Raw genomic sequence first — 17951 nt, 5'->3', positions numbered from 1 at the left:
CCGATGCACGTGCGACTCAGTACACCATGCAAGCAATGACGAGACTCCGCTCGGTCATGCTGGGCGTGCTGGGGTTGGGTTTTGGTGCGGTAGGGATGATGGGTGCGTGCGGATCACCTCCCGATCCGGGGCCTCTCAAGGCGTGCCCGGCTCCACCCGACATCCCGACCGACACGTCGACCGGATGTGCGGCAACGATGCCCGAGCCGTGCATGCGTTATCGCATCCCGCTCCTCGGCAATCCGAGCATGGACCTCGCGCTGCGCGCGAAGTACATCGCCGCGTTCGGCGACGCTTGTTACATGTCCGAGGGCCCCACCCCCACGTTCAACTGTTTCTACAAGACCCCGCAGGAAGCGTGCGACGAGGGCGTGCGGGTCGCAGAGGTCTTCGGAGCGGCGCCCTACGACAAGAACTACCCGGCGTGCGAGCCCATCGCCGGCACGGAGAACTACTTTCGCCAGGTCGGGCCGGACCCCGCGATCCACATCGTCATCAGCCATGAACCCGCGCCGAGGCAGACGCCGCTCGTCGAGGTCGACGGCGTGCTGGTGGAGGTCAATGGTCCGTACCGCAATTTGTCCGAGCCGCCAACCCTCGGACTCGCGCAGCCGTTCAACAAATGCTTCAGCGGCATGGTTGACGAGAGCGGGGATGCCCTCAGCCAGAGGAACTATATTCTCCAGGTCAACCGTAACGCGCACAAGGGCGACGCGGGCGTGGGCGAGATCCACTCCGATCTCGCGGGCTTCAAGTGGCCTTGCACGAATGAGAAGTGCGAGTCGGTGATATGCGAGGAGCCGCTTGTCCTCCCGGATCCAGAGGATCCCGTCGCGACGTACCCGGAGGTGCACCACGTCGTGCCGATGAAGGACAAGCGCAGTTGCCCGTGGGGCACGAACTCGACGAAGAACGCTGCGGTCATATCGCGGGCGCTGAACAACTGGCTTTTAAATAAAAACCCGCCGGCCGAGGAGGTGAAACGGCTCAACGCCGCGCCGGCGTACACGCCCTGACGCGGCAGCCGGACGCGTGCGACGAGCACGTTGACGCCGAGACCCACGTGGCCTAGTCGAGGCCTCATGGTCACGCGCAACCATCCCCGCGGACGCCTCGTGTTCGACCGAGATGCCATCGTGCGCGCCGCGTTGCGCGCTTACGTGGAAGCCATCCTCGCCACGCTCCCGAATGGCCCGGCGTACCCGGTTTGCGACATCTCGGAGTGGACAGGCGACGTCCAGCGTGGCGCCTTCATGACCCGCGACGGATGCGGAGCGTACGACGTCGTGGCGTGGACCGAAGCAGGCGTCGTTGGTCTCGCGTACGAGCTTGGGTTTGGCCCGATTGCTCACTTCGGCCTGACGCCTGACACGGTGACGGGTGGCCCAGAGGATGTGCGCGGGGCTGTGCCAGGGCTTCCCGCTGAGCTGGAGCCAGCATTTCAGATGGCCGCCAGCATGCTCGACACGTTCAGCGATTTGTACAATGGAAAGTTACCCAATAAGAAAATGTATTCGGAAAGGTTGGCCGGGGTTGGCTTCTGGCTGCACGGCGATCGCGTCGGGGGCTCCATGTTCGACGCCCCTACCTTGCTTGGCGTCATGCGACTTGTCCCATGGGGCATGCTCCAAAACGGTCGGCTACCATTCTGGGTACTCGGAGAACTTGCCGCGCACGCAGCAGAGCGCGCCCGCACGAGGGACGCACCCATTCACGCGCTCATCGACACGGTGGTCGATCGGCGGATGCAGGGTCCCACGGAATTCACGGCCGACGAGCTCGCGACGCTGTTTCCCAAGCCGCTCGGTCCAGAGGACCTGCTTTTCGCTCAACGGCGCCTTCAGAAAGCCGGCATTACCTGGCCCGGCTCGCCCGAGCTTCCCGAGGAGCCGAAGCCAAGTGGTATCGACCCCTTCAAGCGAAAGCCCATTGTACAGGCCAAGTGAAGGCGCAAGCGTCCGCGGCTCAACAAGCCTCGACGCACGGGAGCGGTAGCGGTAGCGGGTTTGGGAGCGGGAGCGGGAGCGGGAGCGGGAGCGGGAGCGTCAGACGGGGGCGCAGTGCGCGAGGCGGTTGCGGGCCAGTTGCAGGCGGGCGTAGGCGGTCTTCAGGCGGATCCCGAGCGCGCGGGCAATCTCCGGCATCGAGCGGCCTTCGATTTCGTAGGCGATCAGCACGGGGGCGAGCTTTTCGCCGAGCTTTGGGAGGGCCCTCCAGAGGAGGCGGGTCGCGTCCATGGCCTGCGTCACCTGCGGATGGACCGCGGGCTCGGGCAGCTCGGCGACGAACGCCTCCGTCCGGTGCCGCGCAAGCTTGCAATGGTTCGCGGCGATATAACCGGCGACCGTGTAGAGCCACGCTCGCGCCTGCCTGTCCCAAACCATGGAGTCACGCTGTCGCCACGCGACCACGAAGACCTCCTGCGTGAGGTCGTCCGCTTCCCGCTCCGGGACGCCACGCTTGAGGAGGACAGAACGAACGAAGCCCCAGGATTCGCGGTAAAACCGCTCGAAGGATGCCTCCGGGGAGGGAAAGGTTACCGGTTTTTTGGCGGATTCAGGGCAGACGTCTAGATTGGTCACAGCTTGTGAACTCCGGTTAGCTCGGGGTTTGCAGGTCAGACGCCGGTCGGTGTTGGAAGCACCGGCTGGCGTCGCTTGCTTTTGTCTCATGAATCGTGGGGGAAGGCAATCACGAAAGGTGAAGATTGGTTCGTCGGGGGAGAACCTGCGATCCATAGGGAATGGGACGAGGAGCACCGCAATGGGGGCCGTGATCCAGGCGGAAAGGGTGGGCCGCCCGTGCAGAGGGCGGCCCACCCTGCTGGTTCAGGATGCGCGGCGGTAGACGAGGCGTCCGAGGGTGGCGATGACGCGGTCCATTCGGTCGAGCGCGCGCCCATCGACGCTACCGATATAACGCATGGCCTGGGCGACCTGGACGCATGCCAGCACCTCCCGTGCCGAGCCGAGGGCGGAGGCGTAGCGCTGCCGCTTCGTACCGGCGTGGTTGCCCATTCCCTCTGCAATGTTGACCTTTCGCCAAACGGCGACACGGCCTCTCGTGTTAGATGGAACGGTGAAGTTGTCCACGCGGCCCACGCCCGCGGGTGCGGCGGAGGCCTGGGCGAAGGCTGAAAATGCGAAGGGGTACAGGTGCGCCTGCGGGTGCGGGGGGCGGGTCGTGGTGAAGCCGTGGCACCACTGCGTGGGGATCCCGCGGTTCATCCGGTGGCATCAGCCGGAGGTGTGTTCAGCGTGGGCGGAGGTTGAGAACGCGAAGGGGCTGCACGTCTGCGCCTGCGGGTGCGGGAAGCGGATTCGGGTGCTACCGCGGCACCACACCACCGGGATCCCGCGGTATTTGCGGGGGCATTATGATACGCGTCGCCGCAGAAAGGATTGATCAAGCGTCATTCGCCATTACGGAGGGTCTCTTGCCTGCCGCAATTGGCGAGCGAGGCTCGTCCTTTGCCAAGCCGTTTGGACTCGAGCCGCTCGTGGCCATCGCCGAGCGGGCGCTCCACGAAAATGGAATCGTCTCGCGGTTTGCGGGTCGTCCAGGCATTTCGGGCAACGATCGCACTGCTGGAGGACATATATGTCCAGAACAAACGTGCACCGTCGAGCGCGATCGGGATTGGGCACGACGCCCTGGACGTGTGAATGCTGCATTCTCAACGCCTTCGCCTGCGAAGTTTTCGTGACGTGATTCGCTCTGCACGGGTGGACGGAGCGCAAAAACTCCAGTATCTTCCGGTTCGTGCCCGAGCACACGACAGGCAGCATCATCGCAGGTCGTTATCGTCTCGAACGTGCGCTGGCACGGGGCGCAATGGGCAGCGTGTGGGTAGCTCGACACCTGCAACTCGACGTGGATATCGCGATCAAGTTCATGGCGCCGCAGGTCGCCTCCTCCGCCGACCTGCGCGCGCGCTTCGAGCGCGAGGCCAAGGTCGCGGCCATCCTCAAGAGCCCAAATGCGGCGCAGGTTCACGATTATGGTGTCGAGGACGGATCGCCCTACATCGTGATGGAGCTCCTCGAGGGGGAGGATCTCGCGGCCTGCCTCGCACGCGAGCGCCGGCTGTCGCTCCGGGCCACCCTGGACATCCTCGAGCAGGTCGGCAAGGCTCTGCGCCGCGCGCACGAACTCGGCCTCATTCACCGCGATCTCAAGCCCGGAAACATCTTCCTCGCTCGCCTCGGCGACGAGCAGATCGTCAAGGTCGTCGATTTCGGGATCGCAAAGTCCACCGGGCTCATCGCAGGCGCACAGGCGACGCGCACCGGCGCGCTGCTCGGCTCCCCGAGTTACATGAGCCCGGAGCAGGTACGCAGGAGCAACCACGTCGATCACCGCACCGATCTCTGGTCCCTCGGCGTGATTGCATTCCAGTGCCTCACTGGCCGGCTCCCCTTCCCGGGCGATGAGATCGGCGAGGTGCTCGTGGATGTCTGCACGGCGCCCATTCCGCTCGCCTCGGAGGTGGCGCCCGACCTCGGCCCCGAGATCGATGGGTTCTTCCAGCGCGCACTTGCGCGAGATCCAAAACAGCGTTTCCAGAGCGCGGCCGAGCTCGTCGAGGCGTTTGCGAGCCTGGCCAGGAACGTCGGGGTGCATGCATCGAGGAGCTCCGGGCCTGACATCGGCTCCGGCATCGAGATTGCGGCCCCGATCCCCATGTCCCAACCCGAAATGGGTACGCTGTCGCCGTCGGCCCAGACGCGGCCTCACACCCCGCTGCCGAGCCGTGGCCGACGCACCGCGATCACGATCGGCGCGGCCATCGCCGCAGCGGTGCTTGGCCTCGGCCTCTTCGCATGGCTGCGCGCGCCTTCGCCGCCCGATGTGCTCGCAGGGCCCCAGGCGAAAGCGCCAGCGGAGCCCTCGCCGCCCAGCGCCGCTCTCGCGGCGCCCGAGGCGGCGCTGCTGCTCGACACGACGCCTCTTGTGTCCGCATCGCCGAGCGCCTCAGCGGCCCCGCCGTCCACGTCGACGCATTCAGGGAAGGCCGGCCGCCGCCCCCCTCCTGCCCCTTCGAGGAAGACCGATGACCTACTCCAGCATATGTGACATCCGCGTTTGCGGCGTTCCAGCGCGGATCGCGGGGCTTGCGTGTGCTGTGGGGCTCGGAGTTTGCGCCTCCGGGGCGGGCGCGCAGGAACCCAAGGCGCATGATGCGGCGGCCGCGGAGGCGCTTTTCAAGGCCGGGCGATCGCTCGTCGAGAATGGCGACTATGCCGCAGGTTGTCCAAAGTTCGAGGCCAGCCTCGCGCTGCACCCTTCGGCGAGCACCGCGCTCAATCTCGCCCGGTGTCACGAGCAGGAGGGCAAGCTCGCCTCGGCCTGGGAGGACTACCACCGCGCCCTCGGTCTGAACCACGAGACCCATGGGGAGCAGCGGCGGAGAGGCCTCGAGGAAATCGCGAACAACGGGATCACGGCGCTTTCGCCGCGGGTGCCGAAGCTCCGTGTCGTGGTCGCGCACGCGCCGGCGGGTCTCGAAGTGCAGCGCGATGGCAAGGCACTCCTTCCTGCAGCGCTCGGCGAACCGCTGCCCGCCGATCCGGGCCCCCACGAGATCCGCGCGAGCGCGCCCGGCCACAAGACGGAGACCCGCACGGTCACGCTCGAGGAGGGCAAAAGCGTCACAGTCGAGCTGGCGCTCGAGCCCGAACCAGAGGCCAGAGCAGACGGGAAGACCGGAGGTGGCGTCCCCGCCTGGGCGTGGGTCGCCGGGGCCGTCGGAATTGGGCTCTCCGGGGCGGCGATCGGATTCCTCGTCGACAACCGGGCTGCGATCGGCGCATTGCAAGAAAACTGTCGCGACGTCCGGGGCGGTACCTATTGCAACCCTGGGTACGACTACGCAGCCGACAATGCGCGCAAAAACCGCGATCTCGGACTCTTCGTCGGGCTGGGCAGCGCGGGGATGATCGTGATCGGGGCTGCGATCGTGGGGATCGCCGGATCGCGGTTTGCGAAGGAGCCGACGCGGACGGCCATTACGCTCCCGTGGATTGCACCCGACGGCGCGGGCGCGACGATCGTGGGGAGCTTCTAATGCACGGACGTGATCGAATGCGGCTTCCTGTCGTCGAGCTCTCTGCTGCGACGGCCCTGTTCTCGGTCGCCTCGACCGCGTGTTTTCCGGACGTGGAACCAAACGTGTTCTCGCTGCCGCGGTGTGATCGGGTCGAGCCCCGCTGCGGGCCGGACGGCGACGAGAGCTGTTGCGCGGACGCGGTCGTGCTGGGCGGCACGTTCAACCGCGTCAACGATCCTCAGTTCCCCGCCACGGTCGCTGATTTTCGGCTCGATCGTTTCGAGGTGACGGTGGGTCGATTTCGGCAGTTCGTCGCGGGATATCCACAGAACAAGCCCCAAAAGGACCACGGGAGCCACCCGCGGCTCGCGGGCAGCGGGTGGGATCCTGGCTGGGACGACCATTTGCCCAGAGATCGGGCGGAGCTCGAAGCTTCGCTGGGCTGTGATCCGAATTTTCGGACGTGGACCGACGGACCAGGCCCGAACGAGGAGCTCCCCATCAATTGCGTCTCCTGGTACGTCGCCTTCGCCTTCTGCGCCTGGGACGAAGCCCGTCTCCCGACGAAAGCCGAGTGGAACTACGCGGCCGCCCACGGCAACGAGCAACGGACCTATCCGTGGGGCGAGGCCACGCCGACCCCGGACCTCGCCGCGTATGGCTGCGATACCACCAACATGGGGTGCCTGATCCCGCGCGTCGGATCGAGATCGCCCGCCGGCGATGGAGAATCGGGGCACGCTGATCTGGCGGGAAGCATGTCGGAGTGGCTTCTGGATTACCACGGCACACATCCGACGCCCTGCAACGATTGCGCGAACCTCAGCGATAAAGACGAGGACAATGGCCGGGAGGCCCGCGGCGGAGATTTCGCACATTCCACGGAGGGACTGGCGACCACCTTCGAGCTCGGGTTCACACCCGAGAGCCGCGAGGCCTTCCTCGGGTTCCGCTGCGCGCGCGAAAAATGAGCGCCAGCCAGTCGACTGCAAAGCCGTCCCGAACGTGTGCTGGACAGGATATTGGAACGCTTATGGATGGGAAACCGCCGCTCATGCTCCGCAGCGCTCATCTTCCGGCCGTCCCGGAGCCACAACACGAATCGACGACGGCGTCGACCGCCGTCGCCTGGCGCTTCGAAGGCCAGCTCCACGTCACCGTCATTGCCAAAGCCACGTTCACCTTCGCGCCGGACGCGCCGATGTCTCGAACGGAGCCGCAGGAGATACTGCGTTCGGACGTTCACCACGGCAACAACCCGGCGCGCAGCGTCCGGTTCACGAGTGATCTCGCCCCCTACCTGGCGCGTGCCGATGTGCTCTTCACCGGACACGCGTATGCGCCCGAGGGCAACCCCGTACAAGCCTTGCCTGTGCGGGTCGCGATTTTCGATGACGATCGGCTCCTACTCGACAAGAGGCTGCTGATCCGCGCCCCTCGTGGCTTGCAGCGCATGCCCATGGTCTACGAACGGTCGACTCGCGGTATGGACGGCCAAGAGAACCCATTTGGCCTGGAGCCGCCCACGGACGAACAGGAGCCATATATCCTCGATCCCACCGAACCGCACCGTCCCGCCGGCTTCGGGCCGATCGGGCGCGCCTGGCCCATCCGCAAACGACTGCTCGGCTCGGTGCCCCGCCACGTGCTCGATGGACCCATCGCCGAGATCCCCGAGGGCTTCAACTGGTCGTACTTCCAGGCTGCGCCGCTCGATCAGCGAATCGATTGGCTGCGCGGGGACGAGTGGCTCGTACTCGAAGGTCTGCACCCGGCGCTGCCTCGCTTCCGGACGCGCCTCCCGGGTTTGCGCGGCGCGGCGCGGGTCTTCGGCCTTTCCGCATTCGGCGTACCCGACGGCCAACCGCTCGATCTCCACCTGGACACGGTGCGGATCGACGGGGACGAACAGCGCTGCACCGTGGTGTGCCGGCGCAGCTTCCCCATTGCCAGCGAGGCGGCACTTTCGGCGTTGCGGATCGTGGCAGCCGTCCAGATGACCGGCGAAGAAAGTATCTCGCGAATCGAACCCACGCCGAGCCGGAATCGGGCTGGCTGCGTGGGAGCGACACAGCCCACGACCACGCTTGCGCTCTCCTCCGACGCAGCCGCTGCGGCGAAGCACCTGCCACTCCTTCCATTTGTTCCGCCACCCGTCCCCTCGGGAGCCCCGACGTCGGGTACCGGTGCAGCTCTGGGGCAAAACTCCGTGCCCCGCGAGCAGGCGCCTTCCACAGGAACGCTTGCTCTGGTCCCGGAAGAGAATGAGGCAGCGGCTACGCGTAGCGTAATGCCTTTCCGAGCCGCCGCGCCGTCTCCGCCGATCATCGAGCACGTCTCGTCACCCCCTCCGCCTGCACCGACGCCGGTCGAGCCGCCGATTGAGCAAGGACAGACCGCCGCTGCGCCGGCGCCTCCACCCATGATCGGGCCGCTCGCTGGGTCCGAAATGGTCGCGCGTACGGCGGTTTTACCTGAGCCGCCGCAGTCATCCACGGAATCCAAGGATCTCCCGCTTGAGAAGTGCGCGGCAATCGCGGCAGCGATAGCATGCCACCGCGCCGAGACGACGGAGATCCTCCGCGAGAACGGCCTCGGGCCCATGGAGTGGGCAGCGCTCGAGCGACGCTGGATGGACGCGATCCGGACCGAGACGAGCAAGGGAAAGCCCGGGCTGCTCAGGAGGTTTGACGCGGCGTACGTCGATCAGATCGAGAAGGAGCGCGGGCCCATCCAGGCGAGCGAGTATGCGCGCCTGACGCTCGCATCGGAACAGGGGGCGATCGCCGAGGCGCTTTCGGCGCTTTCGCTGCCGCAGGGCGCTGCCATGCGAATCGAGCGCGTCTGGGTCGAGAGGTTGGCGCAAGACAGGGCGCTCCGGAAACACGTGCGAGACGCGCTCAAAGGGTTGCAGAGGGAAGGAACTGACGCCTCATGAGAATGCTGGTGCCGCCGACGCTCAATCTCTCGGCTCCGGTCGCGATGCCGGCGCCGGGGGCCGTGCCCGAGGCGCTGCGTTTTCCCGTGGGAGAGGCCCGCCACCTCCTGGCCGCCTATGCGCGCAAGTTCGCGGGCAAACCCCGCGTGACTCGCGATACGGCACTGCTCCAGGAGATGGCGGAGCGCCTTCGCAGCTTGCAGGTCGAAATCATGGCCACGCGAGCGAGTGGCGCGGGGATCGAAGGCATGGCCGCGGCCATTGGCGGCCACCTCGCCCTGTTCGCCGTGGAGCTTGCGCAGATCCGCAAGGCAATCCACGCGCAGCCCACGGCAGCGCGGCTCGCTTCCCAGGTCACGCGGTTGAACGATCAGCTCCTCCTTTACCGCATCCATTTCGCGGGGCGCCCGCGGCTCACGGGCCGGGCCGGGCTGCTCCGGCGCTCTGCCGCGAGCTTGGCCGATATCCTCTCGACATTGGAGGATCCGGAGCTCGATGCGCTCTCGGATGCTCGCGTGGCTCTCTGCCGAGAGCGGGGACGGGCTCAGCTCCGCACGCTGCAGAACGAGGCGCGGGAGATCGAGCGCGTCCAGGCGGCGGCTCCGCTAGGCGAACGCCTCCGCAGCCTGGAGCACGAGGCGGCGTTGATATCCACCGAGTTTCAGGTCTTCTTCGAGGGCAAACCTCGCGAACGGACGAACCTGATCCAGCTCGCCCAAATGTGCGATCGCCTCGCAGAGATCGAACAACAGATAGCCGCCCTATTTCGACAGGACCATTCCGCCGAGAGTGCTCGGATCCTCGCTGGCGTGCAGCGCCAGCTCGACATTTACGAGGCGGAGTATCCCAGGATCAGGGAGGCGTGGCGGCGACGAGGGATCGACGTCTGAATCATGATGCTTTCCGGCCGCCGGAGCGCGTCGTCACGGCTGGGCGGACGAGGCGCTGCCGGACGGCGAGCGGGATCGCCGCGGCGTTCGGGGCAAGCGCGAGCGCGAGGAAAGAGCCATCCTCTTCGAGCGCAACGCCCGTTCGTACGAAGCGCGCGAGAAGCTCGCGCAGGCTGGCCTCGGACAGGTCCATTCCCGGCGTAGATCGAAGCTGGGCGAGGACCTTCGATGGCGAGGCCGGCTCGGCAATGGCCTGGTAGACCTTTGCCTCCAGGGAGCTCAAGACCTGGGACTCGGCCTGCCCGCAACGGGTATCGACGAGGAAAAGCCCCCCTGACGCTCCCGGCATGCTCGTGAGGGCGGGCAGTTCGGAGGACTCGGTCCAGGCGCGCAGCCATTCCAGGGTCGCCTCGATGACCGGCCTGTGAGCCTCCTCCGGGAGGACTTCCTTCCAATCAGCCTCGAAGTAATAGGCTACCCGGGAAAGATTCACGTGCTCCGGGGGGTACAGGAAGCGGTACCAGGCCATGGGACGGATTTGAGCCGTCCATCGCCCTGTGTCATGGAAATAGGGGCTATACCGGTGGCATTCCACCGCCGGCGCTCCGCCGAGCGGCGGCCAGAGGTGCACGAGCTTGGGCATCCATTCAGCCATCTGCGCATAGTCTTCGGGCCGCTCGCCCGGCACCCGGATCAGCAGGTTCCAGAACGGCACGATACCCATCTCCCGGCACATCTTGAGGAGGAAGACATTCTGAAGACCCGTGACCCCCTTGCGCATGGCGCGGAGGATCCCCGTGGACAGACTCTCGATGCCGGGTTGAATGTAGGCGATCCCCGCGCTCTTCAGGGCCGTCACGTGAGCCCGGTTCAAGTTGGACTTCACGCAATAATAGAAGCGCGCGTCGGGGCCCAGCGGCCTCCCGGCGAGCCAGGGCAAGAGGTCCTTGAATGCATCCATGGTGAGGATGTTGTCGGTGGCGTGCATGCGCCGTATCGGATAACGCGCAGAAAGGGTCTGGAGCGCCGACCGCACGTGGCCGGGATCGAAGGGGCGAGACACCATCCCCTCGGCGTTCAGCCCACAGAACGTGCAATGGCTCTTGGCGCCCCACCAGCAGCCGCGAGCGCTCTCGAACGGCAGAAAGACACGCTCCTTCCAGCCTGGGGAGCGCGCGAGGCCCACCTTCGAGGCCTCCTCGAAGAAGTCGTCGAAATCGGGCGCGGGCAGGGTATTCAGGACCTCCGTGCCGACCGGGCGGGCCGGCGGCCCCGATCGGATCTTCCCCTGGTCGTCGCGCCAGAGGATTCCCTGAAGTCCCTCTGGTGGACGGCCCTTCGAGAGGGCGCGGAACAGCGGCACGATGATGTCGTCGGCCTCCCCCGTCGAGACGGCGTCGATCCAGGGCGCTTTATGGATGAGCTCATCACCCTGCTCGCCGTGGAAGCACGCGCCGCCATAGACCAGCTTCACGTGCGGCGCCGCCTGCTTCAGGCGGCGCCCGAGGGCCAGCGCCGGCAGGGTCTGGAAGAACGTGCATCCGAAGGCAACGACGCGCGTCTCTGCGGCTTCCCGGAGCCACTGGACGCAGGCGTCGAGGAAGACCGGGACCGCCTTGGCTCGTATCTTCCGAAGCCACGCTCGTGGCTGTTTGACCGCCAAGGACTCGAGCTCGTCGCCGCACTGGGCGAGAAACACGTCCTCGGATGGACCGAACCGCCCCCACACGGATTCCGCGAACAGCCATTCGCCGACCTGGGGCTCCACCCCTTTCCATCTGGCCAGCATTTCATAACGTCCGGGTCCGATCTGATGGGCAAACGCCAGATTTAGGTTGAAGACCCGGGCGTCGAGCCCCGCCTGCCGAAGCTGCGCCTTGATCAAACCCAGCGCGAGCGGAGGCCGTAGGATCGAGCCGAATGGCATGTGGACCAAGTGAATCATGGGACCTCAAATCAACGGTATGACAGGGATGATGTCGAGGCCGCACGCATCCATGACGCAAGCGTCCGCCGGCGTGAGGTCCAGCCCACAGGCATTCGCGCCGCAGGCCTGCGCGGCGCAGGCGTTCACGCCATGGGCATCGCCGCCGCAGGCCTGCCCTCCGCAGGCATCCCCGCCGCAGGCCTGCCCCCCGCACGCATCGGCGCCTCCGGCATCGGCGCCGCATGCGTCTGCTGCGCAGGCGTCCGCCGCGCAGGCGGCGGCGCCGCACGCAGCCCCCGCGCAGACCGCAGCGCCGCACGCGTCCGCGCCGCAAACCCCGCCGGCGCCGCCCCCAGCCCCGCCGAATGCGACGCCGCAGATGTCTCCAGCGCAAAACGCCGCGCCGCACGCCCCGCCACCGCCGACCGCGCCGGTGCACGCGGCGGCGCCGCATGCATCCCCGCCGCAGGCATCCCCTCCACACGCATCCGCGGCGCAGGCAGCGCCGCCGCACGTTGCGCCACCGCAGACGGCGGCGCCGCACGCATCCAGCGCGGCTTCTTCACCCGAGCAGACGGCGGCGCCGCAGAGCCCTCCATCCTCGTCGGCAGGCTGTTCCTCGATCGGGGCTTCGCCGTTCGGGCTGGTCTCGACAGCGAGCGCAGGGACGTTGTTGACCACGACCGTATTTTGACCGGGGTCGAGGATCGAAATGAGCCCGCCCAGTTTACACGGCAGAATCGCGCCCTCCGTCAGGATGTTCGACGCCTGGGTGAGCCCCACCCCGGGGACCATGATCGACCAGGTGCCCCCCGTCATGGGAATGCAGGGCATCCCGAAGAGCATGCACATCCCGAACGAGGGGATGTTGGCAATGGGGACGGTGTGATCGATCTGCGCCGCGTCCACCCCGCCGATCTGAACCGTGTTCGATCCGACCTGAAGCCTGCCGGGCAGCGCTCCGGTATTGCACACGAGGCTTGCGTTGTTCACCACGACCAGATTGGGCACGGGCTGTTCTCCTCGTGGGGGTGACGGAAACGTGGGCCATCAAAAAGGCACGACGGGGAGGGACACGCGGCGTGTGGCGCGGGAGGTCCGTGTTGTTTCATGCAGCGCCGCGTCCGGGGCATGTGCTTCCGTGCAGAGCTCGGCTGGATCCGTGCGAATGGCCTTGCGGTCGTAATCGTGCGGACCGATGGCCCCTGATTTTTCTGCTCGCAGAACCAGTCGCTCCTTGATGTTGTATTTCCAGCTCGGGCAGGGCAGAACGGCCTGCTCGCCCCGCGTGTCCTCGGCGTAGAGGAACTTGTAGGCGCACGCGCCCGCGCAGCTCGGCAGGATCCGGCACGAGCGGCAGCTCTCGTTATCGAGCGGACTCCAGTCCGTGAAACGTAGCGCCTCGGCGCTTCTTTGGATGGCGGCCATGTCGAAGATGGTACCCACCGCCCGCCCGGGCGTGTTCACGGTGTCCCAGCATTTATGGATTTCTCCCGTCGGGAGGATGACGAACCCCTGCGGACGCACGGCCGCGCAGGTGCCCCGGAAACGGGGCGGGTATGGCAGCGAGGAGAGCCCTCTGTCGAATGCGTGCCGGGCGAGCCGCGCCTCCAGATCTCCGTATTCGCGCTTGCTCAGGCAAGCGTCGGTGACACCATGGCAACCCGTGGTAATAGCCTCGACCGGCGCGAAGTACACCTGGAAGTTCCGGCGGCCCCCGAGGCCACGGCGCCAGAGGAGATCGAGGAGATCGACGACCCGATCGGCATTCCGGCGATCGATGTTCACGCGGATCGAGAAGGTGATCGGGGTGGCCTCCACCGCCGCGAGGAGGTTCTCGGCAATGCGATCGAACGTAGGCTTGCCCGAGAGAAGCGCGCGGCGCTGGTCGTGGTCCTCGGGGGCGCCGTCCAGCGTGACCTGGATGGTCTTCACACGCCGCGCCCAAAGAGACCGAGCCACGTCGGCCGTGAGCAGATAGCCATTGGTCACCATCATCGCGCTGTAGGCGATGTGGCGTCGAGCCGCGCATTCGATCAGACGATCCGAGAGTCGCTCGATGATCTCGCGCCGGACGAGCGGCTCCCCGCCGTACCAGGCGACGTGGAGGGAGCGAGCTCCCGCCGCCTGCTGCTCGACATGAGCGAGGATGGCGTCCTGCACCTCCGGGGTCATGCTGCCCGCCGGTTTGTCCTGCCCCTGAAAACAATAATCGCACCCGAAATTGCAGGCCATGGTCGGAGCGATGGTGAGGATCATCGAACCGGGGTCGAAGCGGTGGGCGCGGTAGGCCTGTTCCATGGTCCGAAGCTCATCCATGGCGGTGCTCACCAGGTATCCGGCCTGCACCATTTCGCCCACCGATGAATCCAGTGGATCAGGAGCCTCCCCGGCCTCGATCCGCTGGTAGAGCGCCCACTCGTCGGCTTCCCAGAGCCCGAGGCCACCGCTCAAGGAGTTGTACGCGAGGCACCGACCATTCCGGAGGTGGACGAAGATGTTGTATCGCGACGGTTTGAACATGGCGGTGGTCCCCGCCCAGCGCCGTAGCGCCAGGCCCATCGTTGCGGAGTTCTTCGGAGCGATCTCGACCTCGCTCAGTTGAGCTTGACCATGACTCCCCTGATGATGATGTCGCCGGACGGGGCGCCAAGGGTAAGCCCGGAGATTCCCCCGACATTGGTCTGTGTGACGCCAGCGACGTTGACAGCATTGCCGCCGATGATGCTGATGTTGAGGGCGTTGATTTCAACGCTGGATCCGTCCAAGGTAATCGTTGCTCCAGCCCCCGTGTCGAGCACGATTTTCTTCTTGCTGATCGTGACCGACTCCGCGGCGTCGATCCGGACGTGCGCGCCCTCCATGGTGATCGTCGCCCCGGCCCCTGTGTCGAACACGATCTTTTGGTCCGTCATCGTGCTGGACGAGGACGCGACGGACACCGTGTGCATTTCCCCCACGGTGACTGCGTCGACGGCGCCGATCTGCGCAGAGCGGTTCACGCCGACGACGATGCTCCGGTTCACCCCGGTGACTTCGCGCTCGTTGTTCCCGACGAGCTTCGTCTGGTCATTGCCGATCGTGACCTCCTCGTCGTTTTGTACGAGCTTCGTGCGGTCGTTGCCGATCGTGACCTCTTCGTCGTTTTGCACGAGTTTCGTGCGGTTGTTGCCGATCGAGACCATCTCGTCGTTTTGTACGAGCTTCGTGCGGTCGTTTCCGATCGTGAGCGCCTCGTTTTTCGTCACGAGCTTCGTGCGGTTGTTGCCAATCGAGACCGTCTCGTCGTTCTGCACGCGCTTCGTTCGGTCGTTGCCGACCGTGATTGCCTCGTCGTTCTTCACGACGCTCTTCTGATCCCTCTCGGCCTGCAAGAAGACGAGCTCCCTGCCTTTCGCGTCCTCGAAGCGGAGCTCATTGGATCCGCCTCCGCCCGGCGTCGACTGGCTCTTCCACCCGCTCTGGGTCTTGTTCTCGGGCAACGTGTAGGGCACCTTCTGTACATTCGTGTAAACCCGGCCGACGATGACGGGCCGGTCGGGATCTCCGCCCAGGAAATCCACCAGCACCTCCTGCCCCACGCGCGGCAAGTTGATAACGCCAAACCCCGGTCCGGCGAGCGGCTGGCTCACGTGGATCCAGCAAGAGCTGTCCTCGTCCATCTTGCTCTCGCGGTCCCAATGGAAGTGCACCCGCACCCGGCCGAATTCGTCCGTATGGATTTCCTCGCCGGGCGGACCCACCACGGTTGCGCTCTCGATGCCGATCGCCTTCGGCTTCGGCGTGGCAAGAGGTGGCCGGTAGGGGATATCCGCGCTCCGTGCCTCGCACCGCTGGGAGAAGGCGTCGAACGGCGTGCCGGCGTGGGTCGCCTTCACGACGAGCAGGCGCCTGTCCGGGCCGAGCTCCGGCCGCGGGTGATCCAGCATGGTCAAGACCGTGCCCGGCGCGAGGTCGAGCGCGTTCGTCTCGAAGGTGCAGATCCTCGCGTCCTCGCGCTTCGCGTCGAGCCGCTTTTGCAAGAGGATCGCGCCCTCCGCCTCATCGGTCCTGCTCTTCCCCTTGGCGTCCGCGAACGGCGTGCCCTCGCCCGTGTCCGTTCCGAAAAGGAACGCCCCCGGCACGTAATGGTACCGCTCGAGCTTCCTTTCGATCTCCAGGTCCGCCTCTTCTGCGCTCAAGACGAGTTGATAATCGGCGCGCAGGCGGTAGTCGTTGTCCCGCAACGTGTAGCGCCCCGGGCGCACCTGCTGGCCGACGTGCACTTGCGTCGCATACTCCCCCGTGACCATCGAGATGTCGTCCTTGAAGGCGATCGCGCTCCCGCGTTGCTCACTCCTGTGCGGCGCATCGGAAAGGACGAGCCTGGTCTCGGTGCCCGCCTGGACGAAGTAGAACGAGATCCCAGCGTCCTCGAGCATACGGCACATGAAGGCATAGTCGGACTCGCCGTATTGGACGCGGTACTCCCGCTTCTTGTACGTTGCCGAGAGCTTCATCTCCGGCTGGATGCCCCACTCGTCCAGGATACGGAGGACGATGTCCGGCTCCGATACGTGTTGGAACCTCCTGTGATTGCGCCGCTGGGTGGCGAGCCAGAGGTCGGGGACGATCGTGAGCTCGTACGTGGACAGTCCCTTCTCCTCGACCGTCGCGAGCTGGAAGCGGTTGCACAACCCTGACCACGAGCGTTCGTAGCGGTCACCGACGATGGTGAAGCGTGCCGGCTTGCCGACGACGGCGTCGAATTCGATCGCGAGATTTTCGCTGACGACGACCAGGTCGACGACGAACAGCGACGAGATCTGCTCGGTGACCGAATACTGGCGAACGTCGCAGAGCTCGCTCGAGCCGGTGGTGATCCGGAGATGGTTGGTCTGCGATGCGTGAGCGATCGGTACCATGGGTTGCCTTTCGTGGAGCAGCACCGCCGCGAGCCCGCTACCAGGCGACGGCGCGCCCCAAGTCTACCGAGGACTCTCTACGATCCCGGCCATCCAAGCGCGAATCCACTCCGTGTGAATCGCCAAAGAAAACGCGACGCGCCTCTCCTCGTGGCCACCGAACGCAGCGGTCCTCGCGGCCGTGCGTGTCGAATGGACACCAATCGTCCACTAGCACACGCAGGTCTCCGTTTCATTGGGGTGGCCACCTGGTTCGGGCCAGGAGAAACCCTCGATTTCGCTTACGGGGGATCCTGTAGGTGACGTTTACGACGTAATTCACGGGGCGGTGAGGTCGCGGAGTGCTCTTCCCCGGCTTCCACGGCTCGGAATTCTTGCGTTGGCTTTGTCGCCGTAGGCAAGTCTCTAGACGCCGCTCAACGCCACTTCGCCCGCAGCCAGCCGTCGATCGCGTTCACGAACTCGGCGTGGACGCTCTCCGGTGTCCTCTGCAGCGCCTTCGGCACCTCGAACGAGTGGTCGCCGCCCTCGACGACGTGCAGGCTCGCCCGGTCGCCGAGCCGCGCCAGCACGAGGCGGAGCAGGGCGAGGTCGCAGAGGGGGTCGCGCGTGCCCTGGAGGAACAGCATGGGGGCCCGGACGGCGACGAGGTTCGCGACCCTCAAGGCCGAGCTGGTCGACGCGACGCGCTTCCCGACCCGGGATGCCGCGATGGCGTCCATCGGTGCTACCTCGAGCGGTTCTACAACCACGCCCGGCGGCACTCGTACCTCGGGTACTTGAGCCCGGTCGAGTTCGAATTGAGAGCACAAGTGGCCGCGTTTGCGGCATAGTAGGTTTGTCCACGGGAGCGGGGGAAGATCAACCCACGCGCCCGCCTTCGAATAGCTCCCGACTGTGGACCTCAGGCGAAGGTCGCCGCCCGTGATCTGGGTATATCTCCATCGCATGCGCGCGCTCGGCGTCATCCATAGTGTTTCTGGCGACAGACGAGGTGGCTACCACCCTCGCTGGGGCCGGGTCCCTTGGCCACGCGACGCGCAAACTGGAGGGAGGGCGTTTGGCGAAAGGTCAACGATGCGGCTGTGCCTCATGTCCACGCAGACGAGAACCTGAGCCGTCTCATAGCATTAGCGTTCTTTAGGCGAAAGCTTCCCACCGCTTCGGCGAGATTCAATGCCACGCTATGCATGGCCCTGCGTAGTTGCCGAGCCAGGTCCGAGTCCCTCCGTTCGATCTGCTC

14 protein-coding genes are annotated in these 17951 nt (G+C 66.0%); 7 read left to right on the top strand and 7 right to left on the bottom strand.

Annotated elements, in window-relative coordinates:
* The first annotated feature begins 212 nt into the window (after positions 1–212).
* Positions 213–1016 (top strand): hypothetical protein, encoded by an 804-nt coding sequence (locus tag KEG57_RS19240; protein WP_272422509.1) that lies wholly within the window; start codon positions 213–215, stop codon positions 1014–1016.
* Between the two features lie 66 nt (positions 1017–1082).
* Positions 1083–1946, top strand: coding sequence for a hypothetical protein (locus KEG57_RS19235; RefSeq protein WP_272422508.1), 864 nt, complete (start codon positions 1083–1085; stop codon positions 1944–1946).
* A gap of 99 nt (positions 1947–2045) precedes the next feature.
* Here KEG57_RS19235 and KEG57_RS19230 read toward each other — a convergent pair whose 3' ends face one another.
* Both KEG57_RS19230 and KEG57_RS19225 read right to left on the bottom strand, forming a co-directional pair.
* A complete protein-coding gene (locus KEG57_RS19230; protein ID WP_272422507.1) occupies positions 2046–2672 on the bottom strand; it encodes an RNA polymerase sigma factor in 627 nt (208 codons plus the stop codon).
* A 156-nt stretch (positions 2673–2828) separates the two neighbouring features.
* Complete coding sequence (locus tag KEG57_RS19225; protein WP_272422506.1) at positions 2829–3227, bottom strand: four helix bundle protein; 399 nt, start codon at positions 3225–3227, stop codon at positions 2829–2831.
* A gap of 535 nt (positions 3228–3762) precedes the next feature.
* On the opposite strand from KEG57_RS19225, the gene KEG57_RS19220 reads away from it, so the two are divergent.
* From KEG57_RS19220 to KEG57_RS19200, 5 genes are all read left to right on the top strand, one after another.
* A complete protein-coding gene (locus tag KEG57_RS19220; protein ID WP_272422505.1) occupies positions 3763–5076 on the top strand; it encodes a serine/threonine-protein kinase in 1314 nt (437 codons plus the stop codon).
* A complete protein-coding gene (locus KEG57_RS19215) occupies positions 5054–6067 on the top strand; it encodes a PEGA domain-containing protein (RefSeq protein ID WP_272422504.1) in 1014 nt (337 codons plus the stop codon). Before KEG57_RS19220 ends, KEG57_RS19215 begins: the two co-directional genes overlap by 23 nt.
* Positions 6068–6084: 17 nt before the next feature.
* Positions 6085–7020, top strand: coding sequence for a formylglycine-generating enzyme family protein (locus tag KEG57_RS19210; protein ID WP_272422503.1), 936 nt, complete (start codon positions 6085–6087; stop codon positions 7018–7020).
* Between the two features lie 62 nt (positions 7021–7082).
* A complete protein-coding gene (locus KEG57_RS19205) occupies positions 7083–8987 on the top strand; it encodes a DUF2169 family type VI secretion system accessory protein (RefSeq protein WP_272422502.1) in 1905 nt (634 codons plus the stop codon).
* Positions 8984–9877: a hypothetical protein gene (locus tag KEG57_RS19200; RefSeq protein WP_272422501.1), complete on the top strand. Its 894-nt coding sequence runs from the start codon at positions 8984–8986 to the stop codon at positions 9875–9877. Before KEG57_RS19205 ends, KEG57_RS19200 begins: the two co-directional genes overlap by 4 nt.
* 1 nt (position 9878) lies before the next feature.
* Here the strand turns inward: KEG57_RS19200 and KEG57_RS19195 are convergent, their stop codons facing one another.
* From KEG57_RS19195 to KEG57_RS19175, 5 genes are all read right to left on the bottom strand, one after another.
* Positions 9879–11822, bottom strand: a complete 1944-nt coding sequence (locus KEG57_RS19195) for a RiPP maturation radical SAM C-methyltransferase (RefSeq protein ID WP_272422500.1) — start codon at positions 11820–11822, stop codon at positions 9879–9881.
* Between the two features lie 6 nt (positions 11823–11828).
* Entirely contained in the window at positions 11829–12815 is a 987-nt protein-coding gene (locus tag KEG57_RS19190) for a Cys-every-fifth RiPP peptide CefA (RefSeq protein ID WP_272422499.1), read from the bottom strand.
* A 39-nt stretch (positions 12816–12854) separates the two neighbouring features.
* The gene (locus KEG57_RS19185) at positions 12855–14327 is read right to left on the bottom strand and encodes a TIGR04463 family radical SAM/SPASM RiPP maturase (RefSeq protein ID WP_272422498.1); all 1473 of its coding nucleotides are present in this window, start codon (positions 14325–14327) and stop codon (positions 12855–12857) included.
* Between the two features lie 74 nt (positions 14328–14401).
* Positions 14402–16708: a type VI secretion system Vgr family protein gene (locus tag KEG57_RS19180; RefSeq protein ID WP_272422497.1), complete on the bottom strand. Its 2307-nt coding sequence runs from the start codon at positions 16706–16708 to the stop codon at positions 14402–14404.
* Positions 16709–17124: 416 nt separating this feature from the next.
* Complete coding sequence (locus tag KEG57_RS19175) at positions 17125–17430, bottom strand: alpha/beta family hydrolase (RefSeq protein ID WP_272422664.1); 306 nt, start codon at positions 17428–17430, stop codon at positions 17125–17127.
* Between the last annotated feature and the right edge of the window lie 521 nt (positions 17431–17951).

The organism is Polyangium jinanense, from assembly GCF_028435365.1.
Note: the sequence above shows the minus strand (reverse complement) of the source record. Positions and strands in the feature narration are given on the sequence as shown.

Excerpts from the sequence above, each read along its gene's own strand:
- KEG57_RS19240 (WP_272422509.1), top strand. The coding sequence starts at position 213 with ATGCGTTATCGCATCCCGCTCCTCGGCAATCCGAGCATGGACCTCGCG.
- KEG57_RS19235 (WP_272422508.1), top strand. The coding sequence starts at position 1,083 with ATGGTCACGCGCAACCATCCCCGCGGACGCCTCGTGTTCGACCGAGAT.
- KEG57_RS19230 (WP_272422507.1), bottom strand. The coding sequence starts at position 2,672 with ATGAGACAAAAGCAAGCGACGCCAGCCGGTGCTTCCAACACCGACCGG.
- KEG57_RS19225 (WP_272422506.1), bottom strand. The coding sequence starts at position 3,227 with ATGAACCGCGGGATCCCCACGCAGTGGTGCCACGGCTTCACCACGACC.
- KEG57_RS19215 (WP_272422504.1), top strand. The coding sequence starts at position 5,054 with ATGACCTACTCCAGCATATGTGACATCCGCGTTTGCGGCGTTCCAGCG.
- KEG57_RS19210 (WP_272422503.1), top strand. The coding sequence starts at position 6,085 with ATGCGGCTTCCTGTCGTCGAGCTCTCTGCTGCGACGGCCCTGTTCTCG.
- KEG57_RS19205 (WP_272422502.1), top strand. The coding sequence starts at position 7,083 with ATGGATGGGAAACCGCCGCTCATGCTCCGCAGCGCTCATCTTCCGGCC.
- KEG57_RS19200 (WP_272422501.1), top strand. The coding sequence starts at position 8,984 with ATGAGAATGCTGGTGCCGCCGACGCTCAATCTCTCGGCTCCGGTCGCG.
- KEG57_RS19195 (WP_272422500.1), bottom strand. The coding sequence starts at position 11,822 with ATGATTCACTTGGTCCACATGCCATTCGGCTCGATCCTACGGCCTCCG.
- KEG57_RS19185 (WP_272422498.1), bottom strand. The coding sequence starts at position 14,327 with ATGTTCAAACCGTCGCGATACAACATCTTCGTCCACCTCCGGAATGGT.
- KEG57_RS19180 (WP_272422497.1), bottom strand. The coding sequence starts at position 16,708 with ATGGTACCGATCGCTCACGCATCGCAGACCAACCATCTCCGGATCACC.
- KEG57_RS19175 (WP_272422664.1), bottom strand. The coding sequence starts at position 17,430 with ATGGACGCCATCGCGGCATCCCGGGTCGGGAAGCGCGTCGCGTCGACC.